The following is a 16,544-nucleotide window of genomic DNA, read 5'->3' as shown; positions in this document are numbered from 1 at the left end:
TCAGGTCCTCAGCGACGGTTTTCAGCCAGCAGGTACAAGCGGCGCCAGAAGAAGCGGTTCAGCAGCATCACGTAGATGCACATCACGCCGATGCCCAGGGCGATGCGATGGAAGTCGCCAGCGTCGGTCATCTGCTTGATGTAGCTGCCCAGGCCGTCGGCCACCAGCGAGGTGTCGCCCCAGGTGACGTACTCGGCGACGATGCTGGCGTTCCACGAACCGCCGCTGGCGGTGATGGCGCCCGTGACGAAGCTGGGGAACACCGCCGGCAGGTATACGCGCTTCCACTTCAGCCAGCCGCGCAGGCCGAGGTTGTCAGCGGCCAGGCGCAGTTCGTAGGGAATGCTGGCGGCGCCGGCGACCACGTTGAACAGGATGTACCACTGGGTGCCGAAGACCATCAGCGGGCTCAGCCAGATGTTCGGGTTGAGCTGGAAGTGCGCCAGCGCCATGACCACCAGCGGGAACAGCAGGTTGACCGGGAAGGCGGCGAGGAACTGGGCGAGCGCCTGGACCTTCTGCGAGTAGCGCGGGCGCAGGCCGATCCAGATCGACAGGGGCACCCACACCAGCGAAGCAAGGGCGATCAGCAGCATCACCCGGCACAGGGTGATCAGGCCCAGGCCGACCACGTGCAGCGCCTCGCCCCAGCCCACGTCCTGGTGCACGAACAGGCCCAGGCGGAAGAAGGCGAAGGCGCAGGCCAGCAGCAGGATGGCGTCCCAGGCGCGCGGCCACCAGGCGGGCAGGCGCAGCCAGGTGCGCGGGGCGTGGATGCCGTCGTGGCGCTGGGCGAACCAGCCCATAGCGCGCTGGAAGGCGTCTGCCAGGTGCTGCCCGAATGTGCTCAGCCAGCGACTGCGACGGGCCCGGTCGAGCAGCCAGGAGCGCTGCGCGGTGTCGCCCTGGGATTCCTCGAAGCGGAAGCGGTCGGCCCAGGCCAGCAGCGGGCGGAAGAACAGCTGGTCGTAGAGCAGGATGCCGGCGAGCATGGCGCCGATGGCCCAGGCGATGGCGCCGAGGTTGCGCTGGTCGATGGCCACCGCGATGTAGGACCCGATGCCGGGCAGCTTGATGTCCTGTCCGGCCACCGAGATGGCTTCGGCGGCGACCAGAAAGAACCAGCCGCCGGACATCGACATCATCATGTTCCACAGCAGCCCGGGCATGGCGAAGGGCAGCTCCAGGCGCCAGAAGCGCTGCCAGGCGGAGAGGCGGAAGATCCGCGCCGCCTCGTTGAGCTCCGGCGGTACGCTGCGGAACGACTGGTACAGGCTCAGCGCCATGTTCCACGCCTGGGAGGTGAAGATGGCGAACACCGCCGCGCACTCCACGCCCAGCAGGTTGCCGGGAAAAAGCGCGATGAAGGGCGCGATGGCGATGGCCTGGAAGCCGAGGATGGGCACCGACTGCAGCACGTCCAGCAACGGGATCATGGCCTTCTCGGCGGCGCGGTACTTGGCCGCCAGCGCGGCGAAGAGGAAGGCGAACAGCAGCGAGAAACCCAGCGCGGTGAACATCCGCAGGATGGTGCGCAGCAGGTAGTAGGGCAGGTACAGCGGGTCGAGGCTGATCGGCAGCGTCTGCCCGACCACGAACGGCCGGCTCATCTGCATGGCGCCATAGGCAGCGAGCACCAGCAGGACGAGCACCAGCGGCAGGAGTATCCAGTCCCAGCGGTTGGGCGCGGCATTGCGCAAGCCTGGCGACGGGGTGAAGAGGAGGGCCATGCTCAGGTCTCTATCGTCAGGACGGGGAAGGGGCGGGTACCGCGATTGAGCCAGTATGGTTCAGGTGGCTGGCGGGGCGATGACGCGGCCGGCCGGAAGCCTCTGGCATGGGGGCACCAGATGCCTTACGAGGATTAAGATTTCCTTAGCTGGCCCTTGGCCGAGGGGAAAATCGGAGGTTTGCGCTGCGGGGGCGGGGGATGGCTGTCGAAGGTTGGAGGGGCACCGGCGGCCGGGAGAGGCGCCGGTGCCACGACTCATTGCGGCTCGACGCTGACCGCGACGGCGGAGGTGATGCGCAGCACCACCTGGCGGCCGATGTACTCGTGCTTCATCTCCACGTCGGGGCGAACCTTGACGGTATGCAGGCCGCCATCGGCGAGTTGCAGGGTGGCGGTGCGCTGGGTGGTGTCGATGGACTTGACCAGGGCCGTGACCTCGATGGTGTCGGCCGAGACCATGGCCGGCTTCTCGCCCAGCTGCGAGGTGGCCAGCATGCCGGCGGCACCGTTCACGGCGGGTTCGCCGGGCTTGCGCAGGTAGACGACGCGCTCCATGACGACGACCGCCTTGACCCGGTCGCCGACCTTGAGCTGGTTGAAGTTGCGCATTTCCGGCGGTGCCTGGATGGTGCGGCTGTTGCCCTGGTCGTCCTTGAGGGTGAAGCTGCGCTTGCCTGCGTCAATGGCCGAAACGGTGGCCTGCAGCTGTTCCGTCTCGGTGATCGCGCCGCCCGGCACGCCCTTGGCGACGGCCTCGGTGCGCTCGTACTCGGTGTTCAGCGGCTGCTCGGCCTGGCTCTGGCAGCCGACCAGCACGGCCGCGGCGAGCGGCAGGAAAAGAAAACGGGATGCACTCATGGCGAGTCCTTGCTTCATGGTGTTTGAGGTTCGGTTTCACGGATCTCGTAGACGGCGTCGTCGGGACGCATGGGTGTCACGCGGATCAGGTAGCTGGGGCCGGGATTGCCGAGCATCATCTCGTTCAGGTTGAAGCGCACGTCGAGCTTCATGTACTTGATCTCGCCCGGAGCGATGCTGAAGGTCTGCTTGATGTCGCGGGGCTCCCAGCTCGCCTTGCGGGTCAGGCCGGTCACGCGCAGGTTGTGGTTGCCCGGCGCCAGCTCGATGCGGCGATAGGAGTTGAACTCGAGCGTGCCGACGCTCTGTTCGTCGATCAGGATGTCCGGATAGGAGAAGCGCAGGGGCTGCCTGCCCGGATTGTCGGCCTTGGGACGGAACAGGTAGAGGGTTGCGCGTTGCGGGGTGCTCGGGGGAATGGGTTCGAAATAGCCAGGGCCGCTGCAGCCCGTGAGCAAGAGCAGGAAGACGAGGAAAATGGGGCTCCGGCGCATGACGGTCCTTCGTGGCGGGCTGGATCGGCGCAGCGTAGCAGAGCCCCTGAGCCCCGTTCAATGCGCGCTGGCGCTATTGTTGCGCCCCCGGCTGAGCCGTCGGATTCAACGCGAGCGCCGAAGGCAGGCAGCAGCGCTGTCACGGCGCCTTCGAACGCTATCCAGCGACCCGCTCGGGCGTCCGGGTCGGCAAGCTTTCCCGGGATGGGCCCGCGCGGGCGGCTCAGTACTTGATATCCCTTGCCCGCTCCCGCCCTTGCTGCTTGGTCTGCCGTTTGTCCTGCCGGCATTGGTAATTGTTTTTCTGATCCGCCGCGCGGCAGTCCTGCTTCGTCTGCCGGGCATCCTGACGCGTTTCCTGGCGAACATCCCGCGCGTCACGGCGTTGTTGCGCCTGCACCGTGGCCCCCCAGGACGTACCGATGGAGGCTACGAGTAGGGTCGCAGTCAGCAACGTGGATAACAGAGACTTTGCCATGGCATCACGCCTCCAGCTGAGGTGTCGGGAATGTCAGTACAGCCGATTTCCCTGGCGCTTGCCGGGTGACGTCGCCGGCTCGACGAAAGGTCGGCCGTCCATCGACTTGAACGGGCGCGGGTGAACGACCGATTTCACCTCGAGAGTGCGAGATAGAGCGGTTGCCAATCCAGTGGGCGCGGGGGCGGGCGGCGCGAGCGTGGCGAACGAAGAATCTAGTCCGTTTGGACGAGGCAATGCGTCGCACCTTTTTCATAGTCTCGAACCACCCCTAGTTCTCCCTCAAGGGCGGTGAAGGCAATGAAAACAAAAAAAATCTGCCTGGCTGCGGTTCTCTGTGCACTCTGCGCGGCCTATGTTCTGTTGCTGGTCCAGCCCAAACCGGCTGCCGTGGCCAGTGCCGTCTATTGCAACGCCAGCTACCCCAGCTGCTACGTGCCGGTTCCTTCCATCAGCCGGTTGTTGCCCTGATCCCAGATGTCGGCCCGCTGCCCCCCCCAGGAGCACGGCTGCTTGCGCGGACCGTGCGGCGTCTGGCCGTGTGCGAGGCAGGACGCAGCCACGTCTGACTGAGGCCGTGCTCCGCCCGCTGGCGTATCGACGTCGAGCCGGACGCGGGCGATCGCCTGCTGTCCGCTGAACTGATTTCCTCGCCTCGGGTAATCGGAGCGCCTCTGCGTCCGGAGCCCGCTGTGTGCGGTGCTCGTTCGTCGCCCCGATCCGCATTTCCCCCTCCCAAGCGTGAGCGCAGTGACGCCAGGTGCCGGCGCCCACCTCGCCGTGCGCTCTCGCTTCCACTCAGTGTTCTCAAGCCCTGTAACCCCGGTGCCGTCGGCATGGGTGGATATTTGATTATTCACATTAACTAACAGTGTGGCGAGACGGGCTGGCAAGGTCTGCCTGTACCTGGGTTGAAGCCGTCTACAGCCATTTTGGCTTGATTTTCCAGGTTCCTGGCGACGTGCACGTGCCTTTCCGGGCCTGCATTCGAGTCAGTAAATCTGGAATATAGTTAATTGACATAACTAATATGGCAGGATAGCTTTCCCCTCACCAAGCAAAACAAGAGCAAAGGTGAGACATGAACACGTACGAAGGCCGCTGGCAGACCGTAACCGTCGAAGTGGAAGGCGGCATCGCCTGGGTCACCCTGAACCGTCCGGAGAAGCGCAACGCCATGAGCCCCACGCTCAACCGCGAGATGCGCGACGTGCTGGAAACCGTGGAGCAGGATGGCGACGCGCGCGTGCTGGTGCTGACCGGCGCCGGTACCGCCTGGACCGCCGGCATGGACCTGAAGGAATACTTCCGCGAAGTGGACGCAGGCCCGGAGATTCTCCAGGAGCGTATCCGCCGTGACGCTTCCGAATGGCAGTGGAAGCTGCTGCGCCTGTACTCCAAGCCGACCATCGCCATGGTCAACGGCTGGTGCTTCGGCGGCGGCTTCAGCCCGCTGGTGGCGTGCGACCTGGCCATCGCCGCGGACGAGGCGGTGTTCGGTCTGTCCGAGATCAACTGGGGCATCCCGCCGGGCAACCTGGTCAGCAAGGCCATGGCCGATACCGTGGGCCACCGTGAGGCGCTGTACTACATCATGAGCGGCAAGACCTTCGATGGCCGCAAGGCCGCCGAGATGGGCCTGGTCAACCGCAGCGTGCCGCTGGCGCAACTGCGAGAAGCGGTGCTGGAACTGGCCGGCGAGCTGCTGGACAAGAACCCGGTGGTGCTGCGCGCGGCGAAGAACGGCTTCAAGCGCTGCCGCGAGCTGACCTGGGAGCAGAACGAGGACTACCTCTACGCCAAGCTCGACCAGGCCCAGCTGCGCGACCCGGAGCACGGCCGCGAGCAGGGTCTGAAGCAATTCCTCGACGAAAAGAGCATCAAGCCGGGCCTCGAGGCCTACCGCCGCTGAGCCGCCGCCGCGGGGTTCCGTCCCCGTGGCCAGAACAATGACAAGAGGAATCGCTGCATGAACGAAGTCTCGCTGTTGATCGGCGGACGGGCCTTGCCTGCCAGCAACGGACGCACCTTCACCCGGCTCGACCCGCTGACGGGCACGCCGGCCAGCGTCGCCGCCGCCGCCACCCTCGAGGATGCCGATGCCGCCGTGGCTGCCGCCGCCGCGGCGTTTCCTGCCTGGTCGGCGCTGGGCCCCGGCGAGCGACGCCTGCGCCTGCTGGAAGCCGCCCGGCTGATGGAGGCGCGCGGCGCCGAGTTCATCGCCGCCGGCGCCCGCGAAACCGGCGCCATGGCCAACTGGTACGGCTTCAATGTGCACCTGGCCGCCGGCATCCTGCGCGAAGCGGCCGGCATGACCACCCAGGTACTGGGCGAAGTGATCCCCTCCGACGTGCCGGGCTCGCTGTCCATGGCCATGCGCCAACCGGTGGGCGTGGTGCTCGGCATCGCACCGTGGAACGCCCCGGTGATCCTCGCTACCCGCGCCCTGGCCATGGCCCTGGCGTGCGGCAACACGGTGGTGCTCAAGGCTTCCGAGCAGTGCCCGGCGGTGCACCGGCTGATCGGCCAGGTGCTGCACGACGCGGGCCTGGACGACGGCGTGGTCAACGTGCTGAGCAACGCCCCGGAAGACGCTGCCGGGCTGGTCGAACGGCTGATCGCCAACCCGGCGGTCAAACGCGTCAACTTCACCGGTTCGACCCGCGTCGGACGCATCATCGGCGAGCTCAGTGCGCGCCACCTCAAGCCGGCGCTGCTGGAGCTGGGCGGCAAGGCGCCGCTGCTGGTGCTGGACGACGCCGACCTGGATGCGGCGGTCGAGGCCGCCGCCTTCGGTGGCTACTTCAACCAGGGGCAGATCTGCATGTCCACCGAGCGCGTGATCGTCGATGCGCGGGTGGCCGATGCCTTCGTCGAACGCCTGGCGAAGAAGACCGCCAGCCTGCGTGCCGGTCATCCCGCCGCCCCGGACTCGGTGCTCGGCAGCCTGGTGGACGAGGCCTCCGCACGGCGTATTCGCGCACTGATCGACGACGCGGTGGAGAAGGGCGCGCGCCTGCTCTGCGGGGGTGAATGCGAGGGCGCCGTCATGCAGCCGGCGCTGCTCGACGGGGTGACGCCGGACATGCGCCTGTACGCCGAGGAGTCCTTCGGCCCGGTGCTCTGCGTGATCCGCGTGGACGGCGACGAGGAAGCCCTGCGGGTGGCCAACGACAGCGAATATGGCTTGTCGGCGGCGATCTTCAGCCGCGACCAGGCACGCGCGCTGAACCTGGCGCGACGCGTCGAATCGGGTATCTGCCACATCAACGGCCCGACCGTGCATGACGAGGCGCAGATACCTTTCGGTGGCGTCAAGGCCAGTGGCTACGGTAGCTTCGGCAGCCGCGCCGCACTCGATCACTTCACCCAGTTGCGCTGGATCACCCTGCAGACCACGCCGCGCCACTATCCGATCTGAGCCGCCGATCCGCGCCCCCGATCCGAGTGCCCGGCAGGACGCCGGGCAGAACAAGAACAAGATCTTCGCCGCCGCGCCGCAAGGTGCGGCGGCGCGTCTCGATGGAAGACACTCCATGACTGTCGAATCCAATTCCCCCCCACGCTACCGGCGGGTCGCCATCGGCCATCCCGAGGTAGAGGTCCGTCGCGAGGCAGACGGCACCCTCTACCTGCGAGCCCGCGAAGCGCTGGAGCCGCTGCCCGGGCGCCTGCTGGAGCGCCTGCAGCTGTGGGCCGGCGAGCGGCCGCAGCAGACCTTCGTCGCCGCCCGTGACGAGTCCGGCCAGTGGTGCCGCATCAGCTACGCGCAGATGCTCGACAACACCCGGCGCATCGCGCAGAACCTGTTGGCCTACGGGCTCGGCCCGGAACGCCCATTGCTGATTCTCTCGGGCAACGACCTGGAACACCTGCAACTAGCGTTCGGCGCGATGTACGCGGGGATTCCCTATTGCCCGCTGTCGCCGGCCTATTCGTTGGTCTCCCAGGACCTGGCCAAGCTGCGCCATATCGTCGACCTGTTGCAGCCGGGGCTGGTCTTCGCCGCCGACGCAGGGCCGTTCCGCCGCGCCATCGAAACGGTGATCGATGCCCAGGTTCCGCTGCTGTTCCAGCGTGGCGAGCTGGCGGGCCGGCGCTGCCGCGCCTTTGCCGAACTGTTGCAGGCCGAGGATTGCGCCGAGGCGGATGCCGCCTTCGCCGACACGGACGGCGACACCATCGCCAAGTTCCTCTTCACCTCCGGCTCGACCAAGCTGCCCAAGGCGGTGCCCACCACCCAGCGCATGCTCTGCGCCAACCAGCAGATGCTGCTGCAGACCTTCCCCGAGTTCGCCAAGGAGCCGCCGGTGCTGGTGGACTGGCTGCCGTGGAACCACACCTTCGGCGGCAGCCACAACCTCGGCATTGCGCTCTACAACGGCGGCAGCTTCTACATCGACGGCGGCCGCCCGACGCCCCAGGGCTTCGCCGAAACCCTGCGCAACCTCAAGGAAGTCTCGCCCACCGCCTACCTCACGGTGCCGCGCGGCTGGGAGGAGCTGGCCGGGGCGCTGGAGAGCGACCCGCAACTGCGGGAGCGCTTCTTCGCCCGCATCCGCCTGTTCTTTTTCGCTGCCGCCGGGCTGTCCCAGGATGTCTGGGATCGCCTCGACCGCCTGGCCGAAGCCCATTGCGGCGAACGCATCCGCATGATGGCAGGCCTGGGCATGACCGAGGCGGCGCCGTCCTGCACCTTCACCACCGGCCCGCTCTCCGTGGCGGGCTACGTGGGGCTGCCCGCGCCGGGCTGCGAGGTCAAGCTGGTGCCGCTGGAAGGCAAGCTGGAAGCGCGCTACCGGGGGCCGAACCTGATGCGTGGCTACTGGCGCAGCCCCGAGCAGAACGCCGAGGTCTTCGACGAGGAGGGCTTCTACTGCTCCGGCGATGCGCTGCGCCTGGCGGACGACGCCGATCCGCAGCTGGGCCTGATGTTCGATGGCCGCCTGGCCGAGGACTTCAAGCTGTCCTCCGGGGTGTTCGTCAATGTCGGCCCGCTGCGCACTCGGGCGGTGCTCGCCGGGGCGCGCTACGTGCAGGATGTGGTGGTGCTGGCGCCCGACCGCCCGAGCCTTGGGCTGCTGGTGTTCCCGCGCATGGCGGAGTGCCGCGTGTTGGCCGGGCTTGGAATGGACGCCAGCGATGCCCAGGTGCTGGGCAGTGCGCAGGTCAGGGCCTGGTTCCGCGACTGGCTGGGGCAACTCAACCGGCAGGCGACCGGCAATGCGAACTTCTTCGGCTGGGCAGCGTTGCTCGATGAGGCGCCGTCCATCGATCGGGGCGAGATCACCGACAAGGGTTCGCTGAACCAGCGCGCCATCCTGGCCTCGCGTGCCGAGCTGATCGAGGGTTTGTACCGGGGTGGAGACGTCCGGGCGATTGCCGCGCCCTGAGCGTGACTGAACGAAACGGGCCGCCTTGCGCGAGTGAGGCGGCTCGTTTTTTTATGCGGGACATTCGGATGGATGAGGCGCGGCGCCGGGAGGGCGCCGCGAGATCGAGACTCAGTTGAACGTGGCGGGGTGCGGGTTTTCCAGCAGCACCGCCATGCCCTGGCCGCCGCCGATGCAGGCGGAGGCGATGCCATAGCGGCGGCCGCTGGCGGCCATCTGCCGGGCGAGGGTGTGGGCCAGACGCAGCCCGGTGGCGGCCAGCGGGTGACCCAGCGCGATGGCGCCGCCGTGGATATTCAGGCGCTCGTCGTCCAGTTCCAGCTCGCGTTGCACGGCGAGCACCTGGGCGGCCTGGGCTTCGTTGATCTCGAAGTGGCCGATCTGCTCCAGCCGCAGCCCGCTGCCGTCGAGCAGGCGACGGATCGCCGGAACCGGGCCGATGCCCATGTACGCCGGGTCGACGCCCACTACGGCAGCGGCCCGCAGGTGCGCCAGCACCGGCATGCCGGCGGCTTCGGCGCTGGACATCAGCAGCGCGGCGGCGGCGCCATCGACCACGGCGCAGCTGTTGCCGGCGGTCTGCACGCCGTCGGGGTAGAGCGCGTTCAGGCGCGCCAGGGCCTCGGCGGAAGTCTCGCGGATATGGCTGTCCTGGGCGGCGCGCGCCTGGCGTCCGGCCAGTTTCAGCCGGCGTGGCTGGAGGCCGGGCTGCTCGAAGGTCTGTTCGATCACTTCGTGGATTTCCCCGGCGAACCAGCCCCCGGCCTGGGCGCGCAAGGCGCGCTCGAAGCTGCGCAGGGCATAGGCGTCCACTTCGTCGCGGCGCAGGCCGTGGCGGCGCGCGAGGTTCTCGGCGGTCTGCATCATGCTCAGGCCCACGGCCGGGTCGAGCAGCGCCTCCCAGAGGAAGTCCTTGAACTCCACCGGCTGGCCCAGGGCGAAACCGTTGCGATGGCCGTAGCTGGCGATGGGGTTGCGCGACATGGACTCGCTGGCCACGCACAGCACGCTGCGGGCCTGGCCCTGCTGGAGTTGCTCGGCGCCCTGGCGCAGCAGCTCAAGGCCGGTGCCGCAGATGCGCTGCACGCCCAGGGCCGGGACGTGCTGGGGGACGCCGCAGTACAGGCCGATGTGGCGCGGCAGCATGTAGGCATCGAAGCTGGCCTGGGCCATGTTGCCGGCCAGCACGCTGTCGATGCCGGCCGGGTCCACGCCGCTGCGTTGCAGCACGGCGCGGCCGGCGCAGATGCCCAGGTCGGTTGGCGAGACGGGGGCGAGGGCGCCGCGGTAGTCGATCCAGGGCGTGCGAACGGCCTCGACGAGCAGGGCGTCGTCGAAGGCGCTGAAAAGTCCGGGTAGGGCCATGCGGGGCTCCTGATGGGGGCGTGAACTGAGCGCTGGCGCAGCGCAATGCTGTGCAGCGGGACTGGATGAGGTCAGTGGTGCTCGCTGGCCGGTCGGTGCCGCAGCAGGAGGATGATCCCGGTGGCGGCGACCAGGATGCCGGGCGCGGCCACGGCCATCAGGCCTGCCGTACCGGCGCCGGAAGCGAGCATCTGGCCGGCCAGCAGGGGCCCGCCGATGGAGCCCAGGCGGCCCACGGCGACCGCCGAGCCGACCCCGGTGGCGCGGATGCCGGCCGGGTAGAACTGCGGCGCCAGGGCATAGAGCACCAACTGCGCGGCGAGCACGAAGAAGCCGGCGGCGAAGCCCACCAGCAGCATGCTGGCGAAGCCTTCCAGCGAGCCCAGGCCGGCGAGGGCGAGCAGGATGCCGGCGTAGATCAACGCCACCAGCAGCGTCGGCCGCCAGCGGTCGAGCAGCACGCCGGCCAGGACCGAGCCCAGCGTCATGCCCAGGTTCAGCAGCAACTGCACGCTGCCGGCCTGGATGCGGCTGAAGCCCTGGCCCATGAGCAGCGAGGGCAGCCAGTTGAGCAGCATGTACACCACCATGAGGGTGAAGAAGCAGCTCAGCCACAGCAGCAGGGTCGGCAATGCCTGGCCCGCGCGGAACAGCCCCTGGTACACGCCGATGCGCTGGCGCTCTTCGGACGGCTGCTGGTAGGCCGGGGACTCCGGCAGGCGCAGGTACAGCAGTGGCGCGACCAGCAGCGGCGCCCAGCCGCCGATGTGGAACACCAGTTGCCAATGATCCGCGCCGGCCGACATCCCGGCCAGGGACGCCAGCGCACCGCCCAGCGGCACCCCGCAGTACATCAGGCTGACCGCGGTGGCACGCCGGGCGCTGCCGGCGGCTTCGGAGGTCAGGGCGATCAGGTTGGGCAGCGCCGCGCCCAGCCCCAGGCCGGTCATGAAGCGCGCTGCCAGCAGGCTGTCGAGGCTCCCGCTCTGGGTGGTGAGCAGGGAGAACAGGCCGAACAGCGCCACCGCGACGGTCAGCACGCGTTTGCGCCCGATGCGGTCCGCCAGCCAGCCGCCGACGAAGGCGCCAGGCAGCAGGCCGAGGATGCTGGCGCTGAACACCCAGCCGAGCTGGACCTTGTCCAGGCCGAAATGCGCGGCGATGCCCGGCCCGGCAATACCCGAGGACTGGATGTCGACACCTTCGAGCAGGGCGACGATGAAGCACAGCAGGATGGTGAGGCGAGTGGCGGTGGTCTGCCGCGCCGCGGGGGCGGAAGAGGTGTCGTTCATGCCGATGGCGCTCTTGTAGTTGTTTTAGGCTTAAACAAGTTAACTAAATTAACGTGTTTGCGATGCTAGGAGGCCCGGACGGATTCGTCAACGCCACGGCCGCCCACCGCAGGAGGCGGTGGGCGGGGCGCGATGAGGAAGCGGGAGGCTGAACGAAGGAGGGGTTAGGCGGGGGTATGGATCTTCTGCAGCAGGCCGAGCAGTTGTTCGCGTTCGCCGTCGGAGAGGCCGGCGGTGGCTTCGAGGTCGCTCTGCAGGGCGACTTCCTTGAGCTGCTTGAGCAGGGCTTCGCCCGCCTTGCTGAGGAAGATCCCGTAGGAGCGCTTGTCCGGCTTGCAGCGTACCCGCACCGCGAGGGCGCGGGTTTCCAGCTTGTTCAGCAGCGGCACCAGTTGCGGCGGCTCGACGCTCAGGGCGCGGGCCAGGTCGGCCTGCATCAGCCCGGGATTGCTCTCGATGATCGCCAGGGCGGTGAACTGCGCCGGACGCAGGTCGAAGTGCGCCAGCTCGTTCACCAGGTGCTGGAAGACCGACAGCTGGGCGCGGCGCAGGGCGTAGCCGACGTAGTTGTCCAGGGGCGAGCTCAGGGCCGTGCTGGCGGCCTCTTGGGCGTCGTCGTCGAGGGGCGGGGCGGATGCGCTTTTCTTGGCCATGCGAGCACTGTTACTCGTGTTAACGATTTTGGGCGATCTTCGCACCTTTTCCGCTTGCCTGACCAGCCGGGGCGGATTTTTCACGCTGAGGGGCTGCCATGGCGCGCGCGGGCAGCTTGCGCATCGGTCGCGCTCGGACTCAGGATCTGGGCGGCTCGTCCTTGAAGAACTGGCGCATGAGCTCGAGGTAGCGCCTTGCGCCCAGGCCGAGTGGGCGGGACTTCATCCAGATGACGTCGACCCAGAGGCGCAGCCGGCTGGCCATGTTGTCGAAGCGGACTTCCGTGACCGCGCCCGAAGCGAGCAGGGGTTGGACCAGGGGCTGCGGCAGGTAGGCCCAGCCCAGCCCGGACTGGATGAACTCCAGGGTGGCCAGGTAGCTGTCGGTCAACCAGATGCGCCGCGACAGCACCATGCGCGGGTCCGACCCGGTGGGCGTGCCCGAGGCGACGATGATCTGCCGCTGCTCCGCGAGCATTTCCTCGCGCAGTGGCCTGTCGTTCTGCCGCGCGACGGGGTGCTGCGGAGAGGCGACCGCGACGAGCAGCTGGCTGCCCGCTTCGAGGAACGACTCCCGCTCATTGATGCCGGGGCGCTCGAATACCAGGGCCAATTGCACGGCGCCTTCGTGGAGCATGCGGACGGCTTCGGCCTGCGTGGCCGAGCGCACTTCGATCTCCAGCGCGGGGAACTCCTCGGCCAGGGTCGCCAGCGGCTGGCCCCAGCGGCCGGTCTGCAGCTCCGGGGCAATGGCGATGCTCAGCCGTTGTTCGAGCCCCTTGTGCAACTGCAATGCCTGGGCATCCAGCAGGTTCAACTGGCAGATCACCTGCCGGGCCTGGGGCTCCAGGGCCAGCGCGGCGGCGGTGGGCAGGGCCTTGCGCGTGCTGCGGTCGAACAGCGTGAGATCCAGCTCCGCCTCCAGTTGGGCGACGGCCATGCTGACGGCCGACGGCACGCGGCCGAGCTTGCGCGCCGCGGCGGAGAATGAGCCGCTGTCCAGCACGGCGAGGAAGATCGACAGGGAGTCGCTGGAGAAAGCCATGGTTTTCAGAAATCCTGATGACGGTGTTCGCCAATCCAGGGATCAAAGGCTTGGTTACGCTCTAAAGGCTCTGAAATCCCGGTGCGGGTCCGGAGGGTTGTCAGAATAGCTGATGGTAATTGTCTTTTTCGACTGCCAGGACGCGCCTAATCTGGCTCGCACTATCGCAATCGAAGGAGACTGAAATGCCGAATGCACAGTGGCAGGGCCAGGTCGCGCTGATCAGCGGCGCCGGCAGCGAGCAAGGGATTGGAATGGCGATCGCGCGTCGGCTCGGTCAATGCGGCGTGAAACTCATCGTCACCGCCAGCAGCCCGCGCCTGTTCGACCGTGTGGCGCAACTGCGCGCCGAAGGCTTCGAGGCCGAAGGACGCACGGCGGACCTCACCGATGAGGCGCAGGTGAGTGCCCTGGTAGAGTGGGCCGAATCCTTGTGGGGGCGGATCGACATCCTGGTCAATAACGCCGGCATGGCCATGCAGGGCAGCCCGGAGCCCTTCGCCGACGTGGTCGATACCGACCTGGCCGCGTGGAACCTGGCGCTGTCGCGGAACCTGACCACCGCCTTCCTGCTGACCCGTGGCGTACTGCGGGGCATGCGGGAGCGGGGCTATGGACGGGTCGTCCAGATCAGCTCCACCACCGGCACCCGCGGCAGCAACCCCGGCGAGGCGGCCTACAGCGCGGCCAAGGCCGGGATGGTGGGCATGAACATGGGGCTGGCGCTGGAAGTGGCCCGCTACGGCATCACCGTGAACAGCGTGGCGCCCGGCTGGATCGCCACCGAGTCCTCCACCGAGGAGGAAGCCATTGCCGGGCGCCATACACCCGTCGGCAGGGCCGGGCGCCCGGCGGAAGTCGCCGCCGCAGTGGCCTTCCTGGCATCGCCGGAAGCGAGCTATGTGACCGGTGAAGTGCTGGTCGTCGATGGCGGCAACTGCCTGGTTGAAAACAAGGCGCCCTGAGCGTCCGGGGCGCGCCCGGCCTGCCGAGGCGCGGAGCCCCGAGTCCATGAAGGAAGACAACAATGAGCAAGCCAGTGGTTGTGATAACCGGCGCGTGCGGCGGGGTGGGGCAGGCGTTGGTCCAACGATTTAGTGCGGCGGGGTGGCGGGTGTTCCCCACCGACCTGGACAGCGAGGCGTTGCGGCGCCTGGCCGACGCGGCGGGCCTGGCCGGCTACTGCGCAGGGGACATACGCCAGCCCGCCGAGTGCAGGCGGATAGTGGCCGATGCGATGCAGGCGGCCGGACGCATCGATGCGCTGGTCAATGCCGCCGGTGTATGGCGCGAGGGACCGGTCGAAGCGTGCAGTGAAGAGGACTTCGACATTGTGCTGGACGTCAACCTCAAGGGCACCTTCTTCATGTGTTCGGCGGCGATTCCGCACCTCAAGGACAGCGAAGGGGCGATCGTGAATATCTCCAGCGACGCCGGCCGTCAGGGCAACCGCAACGCCGCCGCGTACTGCGCGAGCAAGGGCGGCGTGACCCTGATGAGCAAGACCCTGGCGCTGGACCTGGCGCCCTTCGGGGTGCGCTGCAACACGGTCTCGCCGGGCGACATCGAAACGCCCATGCTGCGCTTCCAGGCCGAGCGCTACGGCGCCGGAGACCCCCAGGGCTACTATCGCGAACTGCTCGCCAAGTACCCCCAGGGCGACCGGGCGGCCTTCATCCAGCCCGGCGAAGTGGCTGAACTGGTGTTCTTCCTCTGCCAGCCCTCCGCGCGATCGATCACGGGTGCGGACCTGGCGATCGATCGCGGCGTGTCCGCGGGCAATTGAGTGGCCCGCCCGGCCATGGAAAACCGCAACACAAGGAAGGTCCTGCCATGAGGAATCTGCGTCAAAAACAGGCGTCACTCGTGCATCGCCCCATCGCCTGGCACGTCACCCACTGGAGCCACGACGTCTATTCCCAGGGTGCCTACAGCACGCTTCTGCCCGGAGGGTCCCCGGCGCATCGCGCGGCGCTGGGCGATTGCCTGGACGGTCGCCTGGTGATCGCCGGCGAGGCCTGCAATCCCAAGGCGCCGGCCATGGTCCACGGCGCCTGGGACGACGGGATTCGCGCGGCGAACCTGGCGGTGCGCGCCGGGGCCCGGCGAGTCATAGTGATCGGTGCGGGATGCGCGGGCCTGGGGGCGGCTCGCCACCTGAGCGCGCAGGGCATCGACTGCGTCGTGCTCGAAGCCCGGGAGCGTATCGGCGGCCGCACCCACAGCCTGCAACTGGGGCCGGTGACCGTGGACGTCGGCGCCGCCTGGCTGCAGCAGTTCGGCGACAACGCCGTGGCCCGCGAGGCGGAGCGCCTCGGGGTGCGGCTGGTCGGGACCGACTTCAGCCAGCCGCTGGCGGCCGCCAGCGACGGCCCGGTCGACGGCATCGAGGCCGCCTGGGAAGCGCTTCGCCGGGGAATCGATCGGCGTCTTCCCCTGACCGAAGGCGTGGCGCGCTACCTGGCCGGGCTGGCGCCGGCCGAGGCGCGCGCGACGCGCTATGCCATCGAGGGCAACCTGATCATCGAAGCCTGCCTGCCGCTCGCTGAGTTGTCAGTGGACTCGCTCGACGAGGAAGGCGTCGGCAACGACGATCATTTCCTCCCCGGCGGCTACCGCCAGGTCATCGACCACCTGGCGGCCGGGCTCGACATCCGGCTCGGGCAACCCGTCGCCCGGATCGACTGGCAGGGCAGCGACGTGCGGGTGAATGACGCGCTTGGCGATTTCTGCATCTGCACCGTACCGCTTGGTGTGCTCAAGACCCTGCAGTTCGTCCCCGAGCTGCCGCAGCCCCAGCGGGATGCGTTGGCCCACCTGGGCATGGGGCGGCTGGAAAAGGTCGTGCTGCAGTTCGACCGGCGCTGGTGGCCGCGCTCCCCGACCGGTTACCTGCGCTGGTACGACACGCCGGCGAGCTGGGTCGAATGGCTGGACCTGACCGATGCAGTCGGAACGCCGACCGTGGCCGGGCTCATTGCCGCGGACGCCGTGGAGCGGCAATTCAGCGGACGCAGCGATGAGGAAATCGCCCTGGCCGCGCGGGATGCCCTGCAGGCCTGGGCCTGCGCGGTCGAGGCGGTGCGGTGAGGCGCGACCGTCCGACGCTCCCGCCTGATCCGGCATCAGGGCTTGAGCCGGCCGCTTCGCGGTCTTGCCGCCACGTCCGGTAATCAGGGTGATAATGCCGGTTCCCGAGGCCCGACGGGCTTCCTCGTAGACAGCCCTGACACT

The 16,544-nt window shown here is 68.2% G+C and carries 15 protein-coding genes; 7 read left to right on the top strand and 8 right to left on the bottom strand.

What is annotated here, in order from left to right; translation table 11 throughout:
- Nucleotides 1–8 precede the first annotated feature (8 nt).
- The 4 genes from ACNFBT_RS24690 to ACNFBT_RS24675 all read right to left on the bottom strand — a co-directional run bounded on the left by ACNFBT_RS24690 (nucleotide 9) and on the right by ACNFBT_RS24675 (nucleotide 3,562).
- Nucleotides 9–1,730 (bottom strand): ABC transporter permease, encoded by a 1,722-nt coding sequence (locus ACNFBT_RS24690; protein ID WP_416753340.1) that lies wholly within the window; start codon nucleotides 1,728–1,730, stop codon nucleotides 9–11.
- 257 nt (nucleotides 1,731–1,987) lie between these two features.
- Nucleotides 1,988–2,590 carry a hypothetical protein gene (locus ACNFBT_RS24685; RefSeq protein ID WP_416753339.1) on the bottom strand — a complete coding sequence of 201 codons (603 nt, stop codon included), beginning with the start codon at nucleotides 2,588–2,590 and terminating at the stop codon, nucleotides 1,988–1,990.
- 14 nt (nucleotides 2,591–2,604) lie between these two features.
- On the bottom strand, nucleotides 2,605–3,084 hold the full coding sequence (locus ACNFBT_RS24680; RefSeq protein ID WP_416753338.1) for a hypothetical protein: 480 nt from the start codon (nucleotides 3,082–3,084) through the stop codon (nucleotides 2,605–2,607).
- Nucleotides 3,085–3,307: 223 nt separating this feature from the next.
- Nucleotides 3,308–3,562, bottom strand: a complete 255-nt coding sequence (locus tag ACNFBT_RS24675) for a hypothetical protein (protein ID WP_416753337.1) — start codon at nucleotides 3,560–3,562, stop codon at nucleotides 3,308–3,310.
- A 300-nt stretch (nucleotides 3,563–3,862) separates the two neighbouring features.
- On the opposite strand from ACNFBT_RS24675, the gene ACNFBT_RS24670 reads away from it, so the two are divergent.
- The 4 genes from ACNFBT_RS24670 (at nucleotide 3,863) to ACNFBT_RS24655 (ending at nucleotide 8,955) form a co-directional block, all read left to right on the top strand.
- Nucleotides 3,863–4,033 (top strand): hypothetical protein, encoded by a 171-nt coding sequence (locus ACNFBT_RS24670; protein ID WP_416753336.1) that lies wholly within the window; start codon nucleotides 3,863–3,865, stop codon nucleotides 4,031–4,033.
- A 610-nt stretch (nucleotides 4,034–4,643) separates the two neighbouring features.
- Nucleotides 4,644–5,474 (top strand): p-hydroxycinnamoyl CoA hydratase/lyase, encoded by an 831-nt coding sequence (locus ACNFBT_RS24665; RefSeq protein ID WP_416753335.1) that lies wholly within the window; start codon nucleotides 4,644–4,646, stop codon nucleotides 5,472–5,474.
- A 57-nt stretch (nucleotides 5,475–5,531) separates the two neighbouring features.
- Complete coding sequence (locus tag ACNFBT_RS24660; protein ID WP_416753334.1) at nucleotides 5,532–6,983, top strand: aldehyde dehydrogenase; 1,452 nt, start codon at nucleotides 5,532–5,534, stop codon at nucleotides 6,981–6,983.
- 115 nt (nucleotides 6,984–7,098) lie between these two features.
- Nucleotides 7,099–8,955: a feruloyl-CoA synthase gene (locus tag ACNFBT_RS24655; RefSeq protein WP_416753333.1), complete on the top strand. Its 1,857-nt coding sequence runs from the start codon at nucleotides 7,099–7,101 to the stop codon at nucleotides 8,953–8,955.
- A gap of 111 nt (nucleotides 8,956–9,066) precedes the next feature.
- Here the strand turns inward: ACNFBT_RS24655 and ACNFBT_RS24650 are convergent, their stop codons facing one another.
- From ACNFBT_RS24650 to ACNFBT_RS24635, 4 genes are all read right to left on the bottom strand, one after another.
- Nucleotides 9,067–10,320, bottom strand: a complete 1,254-nt coding sequence (locus ACNFBT_RS24650) for a thiolase family protein (protein WP_416753332.1) — start codon at nucleotides 10,318–10,320, stop codon at nucleotides 9,067–9,069.
- A gap of 71 nt (nucleotides 10,321–10,391) precedes the next feature.
- Nucleotides 10,392–11,612, bottom strand: coding sequence for a 3-(3-hydroxy-phenyl)propionate transporter MhpT (gene mhpT, locus ACNFBT_RS24645; RefSeq protein ID WP_416753331.1), 1,221 nt, complete (start codon nucleotides 11,610–11,612; stop codon nucleotides 10,392–10,394).
- A 164-nt stretch (nucleotides 11,613–11,776) separates the two neighbouring features.
- Nucleotides 11,777–12,265: a MarR family winged helix-turn-helix transcriptional regulator gene (locus tag ACNFBT_RS24640; RefSeq protein ID WP_416753330.1), complete on the bottom strand. Its 489-nt coding sequence runs from the start codon at nucleotides 12,263–12,265 to the stop codon at nucleotides 11,777–11,779.
- 139 nt (nucleotides 12,266–12,404) lie between these two features.
- Nucleotides 12,405–13,310 (bottom strand): LysR family transcriptional regulator, encoded by a 906-nt coding sequence (locus ACNFBT_RS24635; RefSeq protein ID WP_416753329.1) that lies wholly within the window; start codon nucleotides 13,308–13,310, stop codon nucleotides 12,405–12,407.
- A 185-nt stretch (nucleotides 13,311–13,495) separates the two neighbouring features.
- Here ACNFBT_RS24635 and ACNFBT_RS24630 point away from each other — a divergent pair, with 185 nt between their 5' ends.
- From ACNFBT_RS24630 to ACNFBT_RS24620, 3 genes are all read left to right on the top strand, one after another.
- The gene (locus ACNFBT_RS24630) at nucleotides 13,496–14,275 is read left to right on the top strand and encodes an SDR family NAD(P)-dependent oxidoreductase (protein WP_416753328.1); all 780 of its coding nucleotides are present in this window, start codon (nucleotides 13,496–13,498) and stop codon (nucleotides 14,273–14,275) included.
- A gap of 62 nt (nucleotides 14,276–14,337) precedes the next feature.
- Nucleotides 14,338–15,096 carry an SDR family NAD(P)-dependent oxidoreductase gene (locus ACNFBT_RS24625; protein WP_416753327.1) on the top strand — a complete coding sequence of 253 codons (759 nt, stop codon included), beginning with the start codon at nucleotides 14,338–14,340 and terminating at the stop codon, nucleotides 15,094–15,096.
- Between the two features lie 47 nt (nucleotides 15,097–15,143).
- On the top strand, nucleotides 15,144–16,400 hold the full coding sequence (locus tag ACNFBT_RS24620) for an FAD-dependent oxidoreductase (protein WP_416753326.1): 1,257 nt from the start codon (nucleotides 15,144–15,146) through the stop codon (nucleotides 16,398–16,400).
- The last annotated feature ends 144 nt before the right edge of the window (nucleotides 16,401–16,544 follow it).

Source organism: Pseudomonas sp. NY15181, from assembly GCF_048068055.1.
Taxonomy (GTDB): Bacteria; Pseudomonadota; Gammaproteobacteria; order Pseudomonadales; family Pseudomonadaceae; genus Pseudomonas.
Note: the sequence above shows the minus strand (reverse complement) of the source record. Positions and strands in the feature narration are given on the sequence as shown.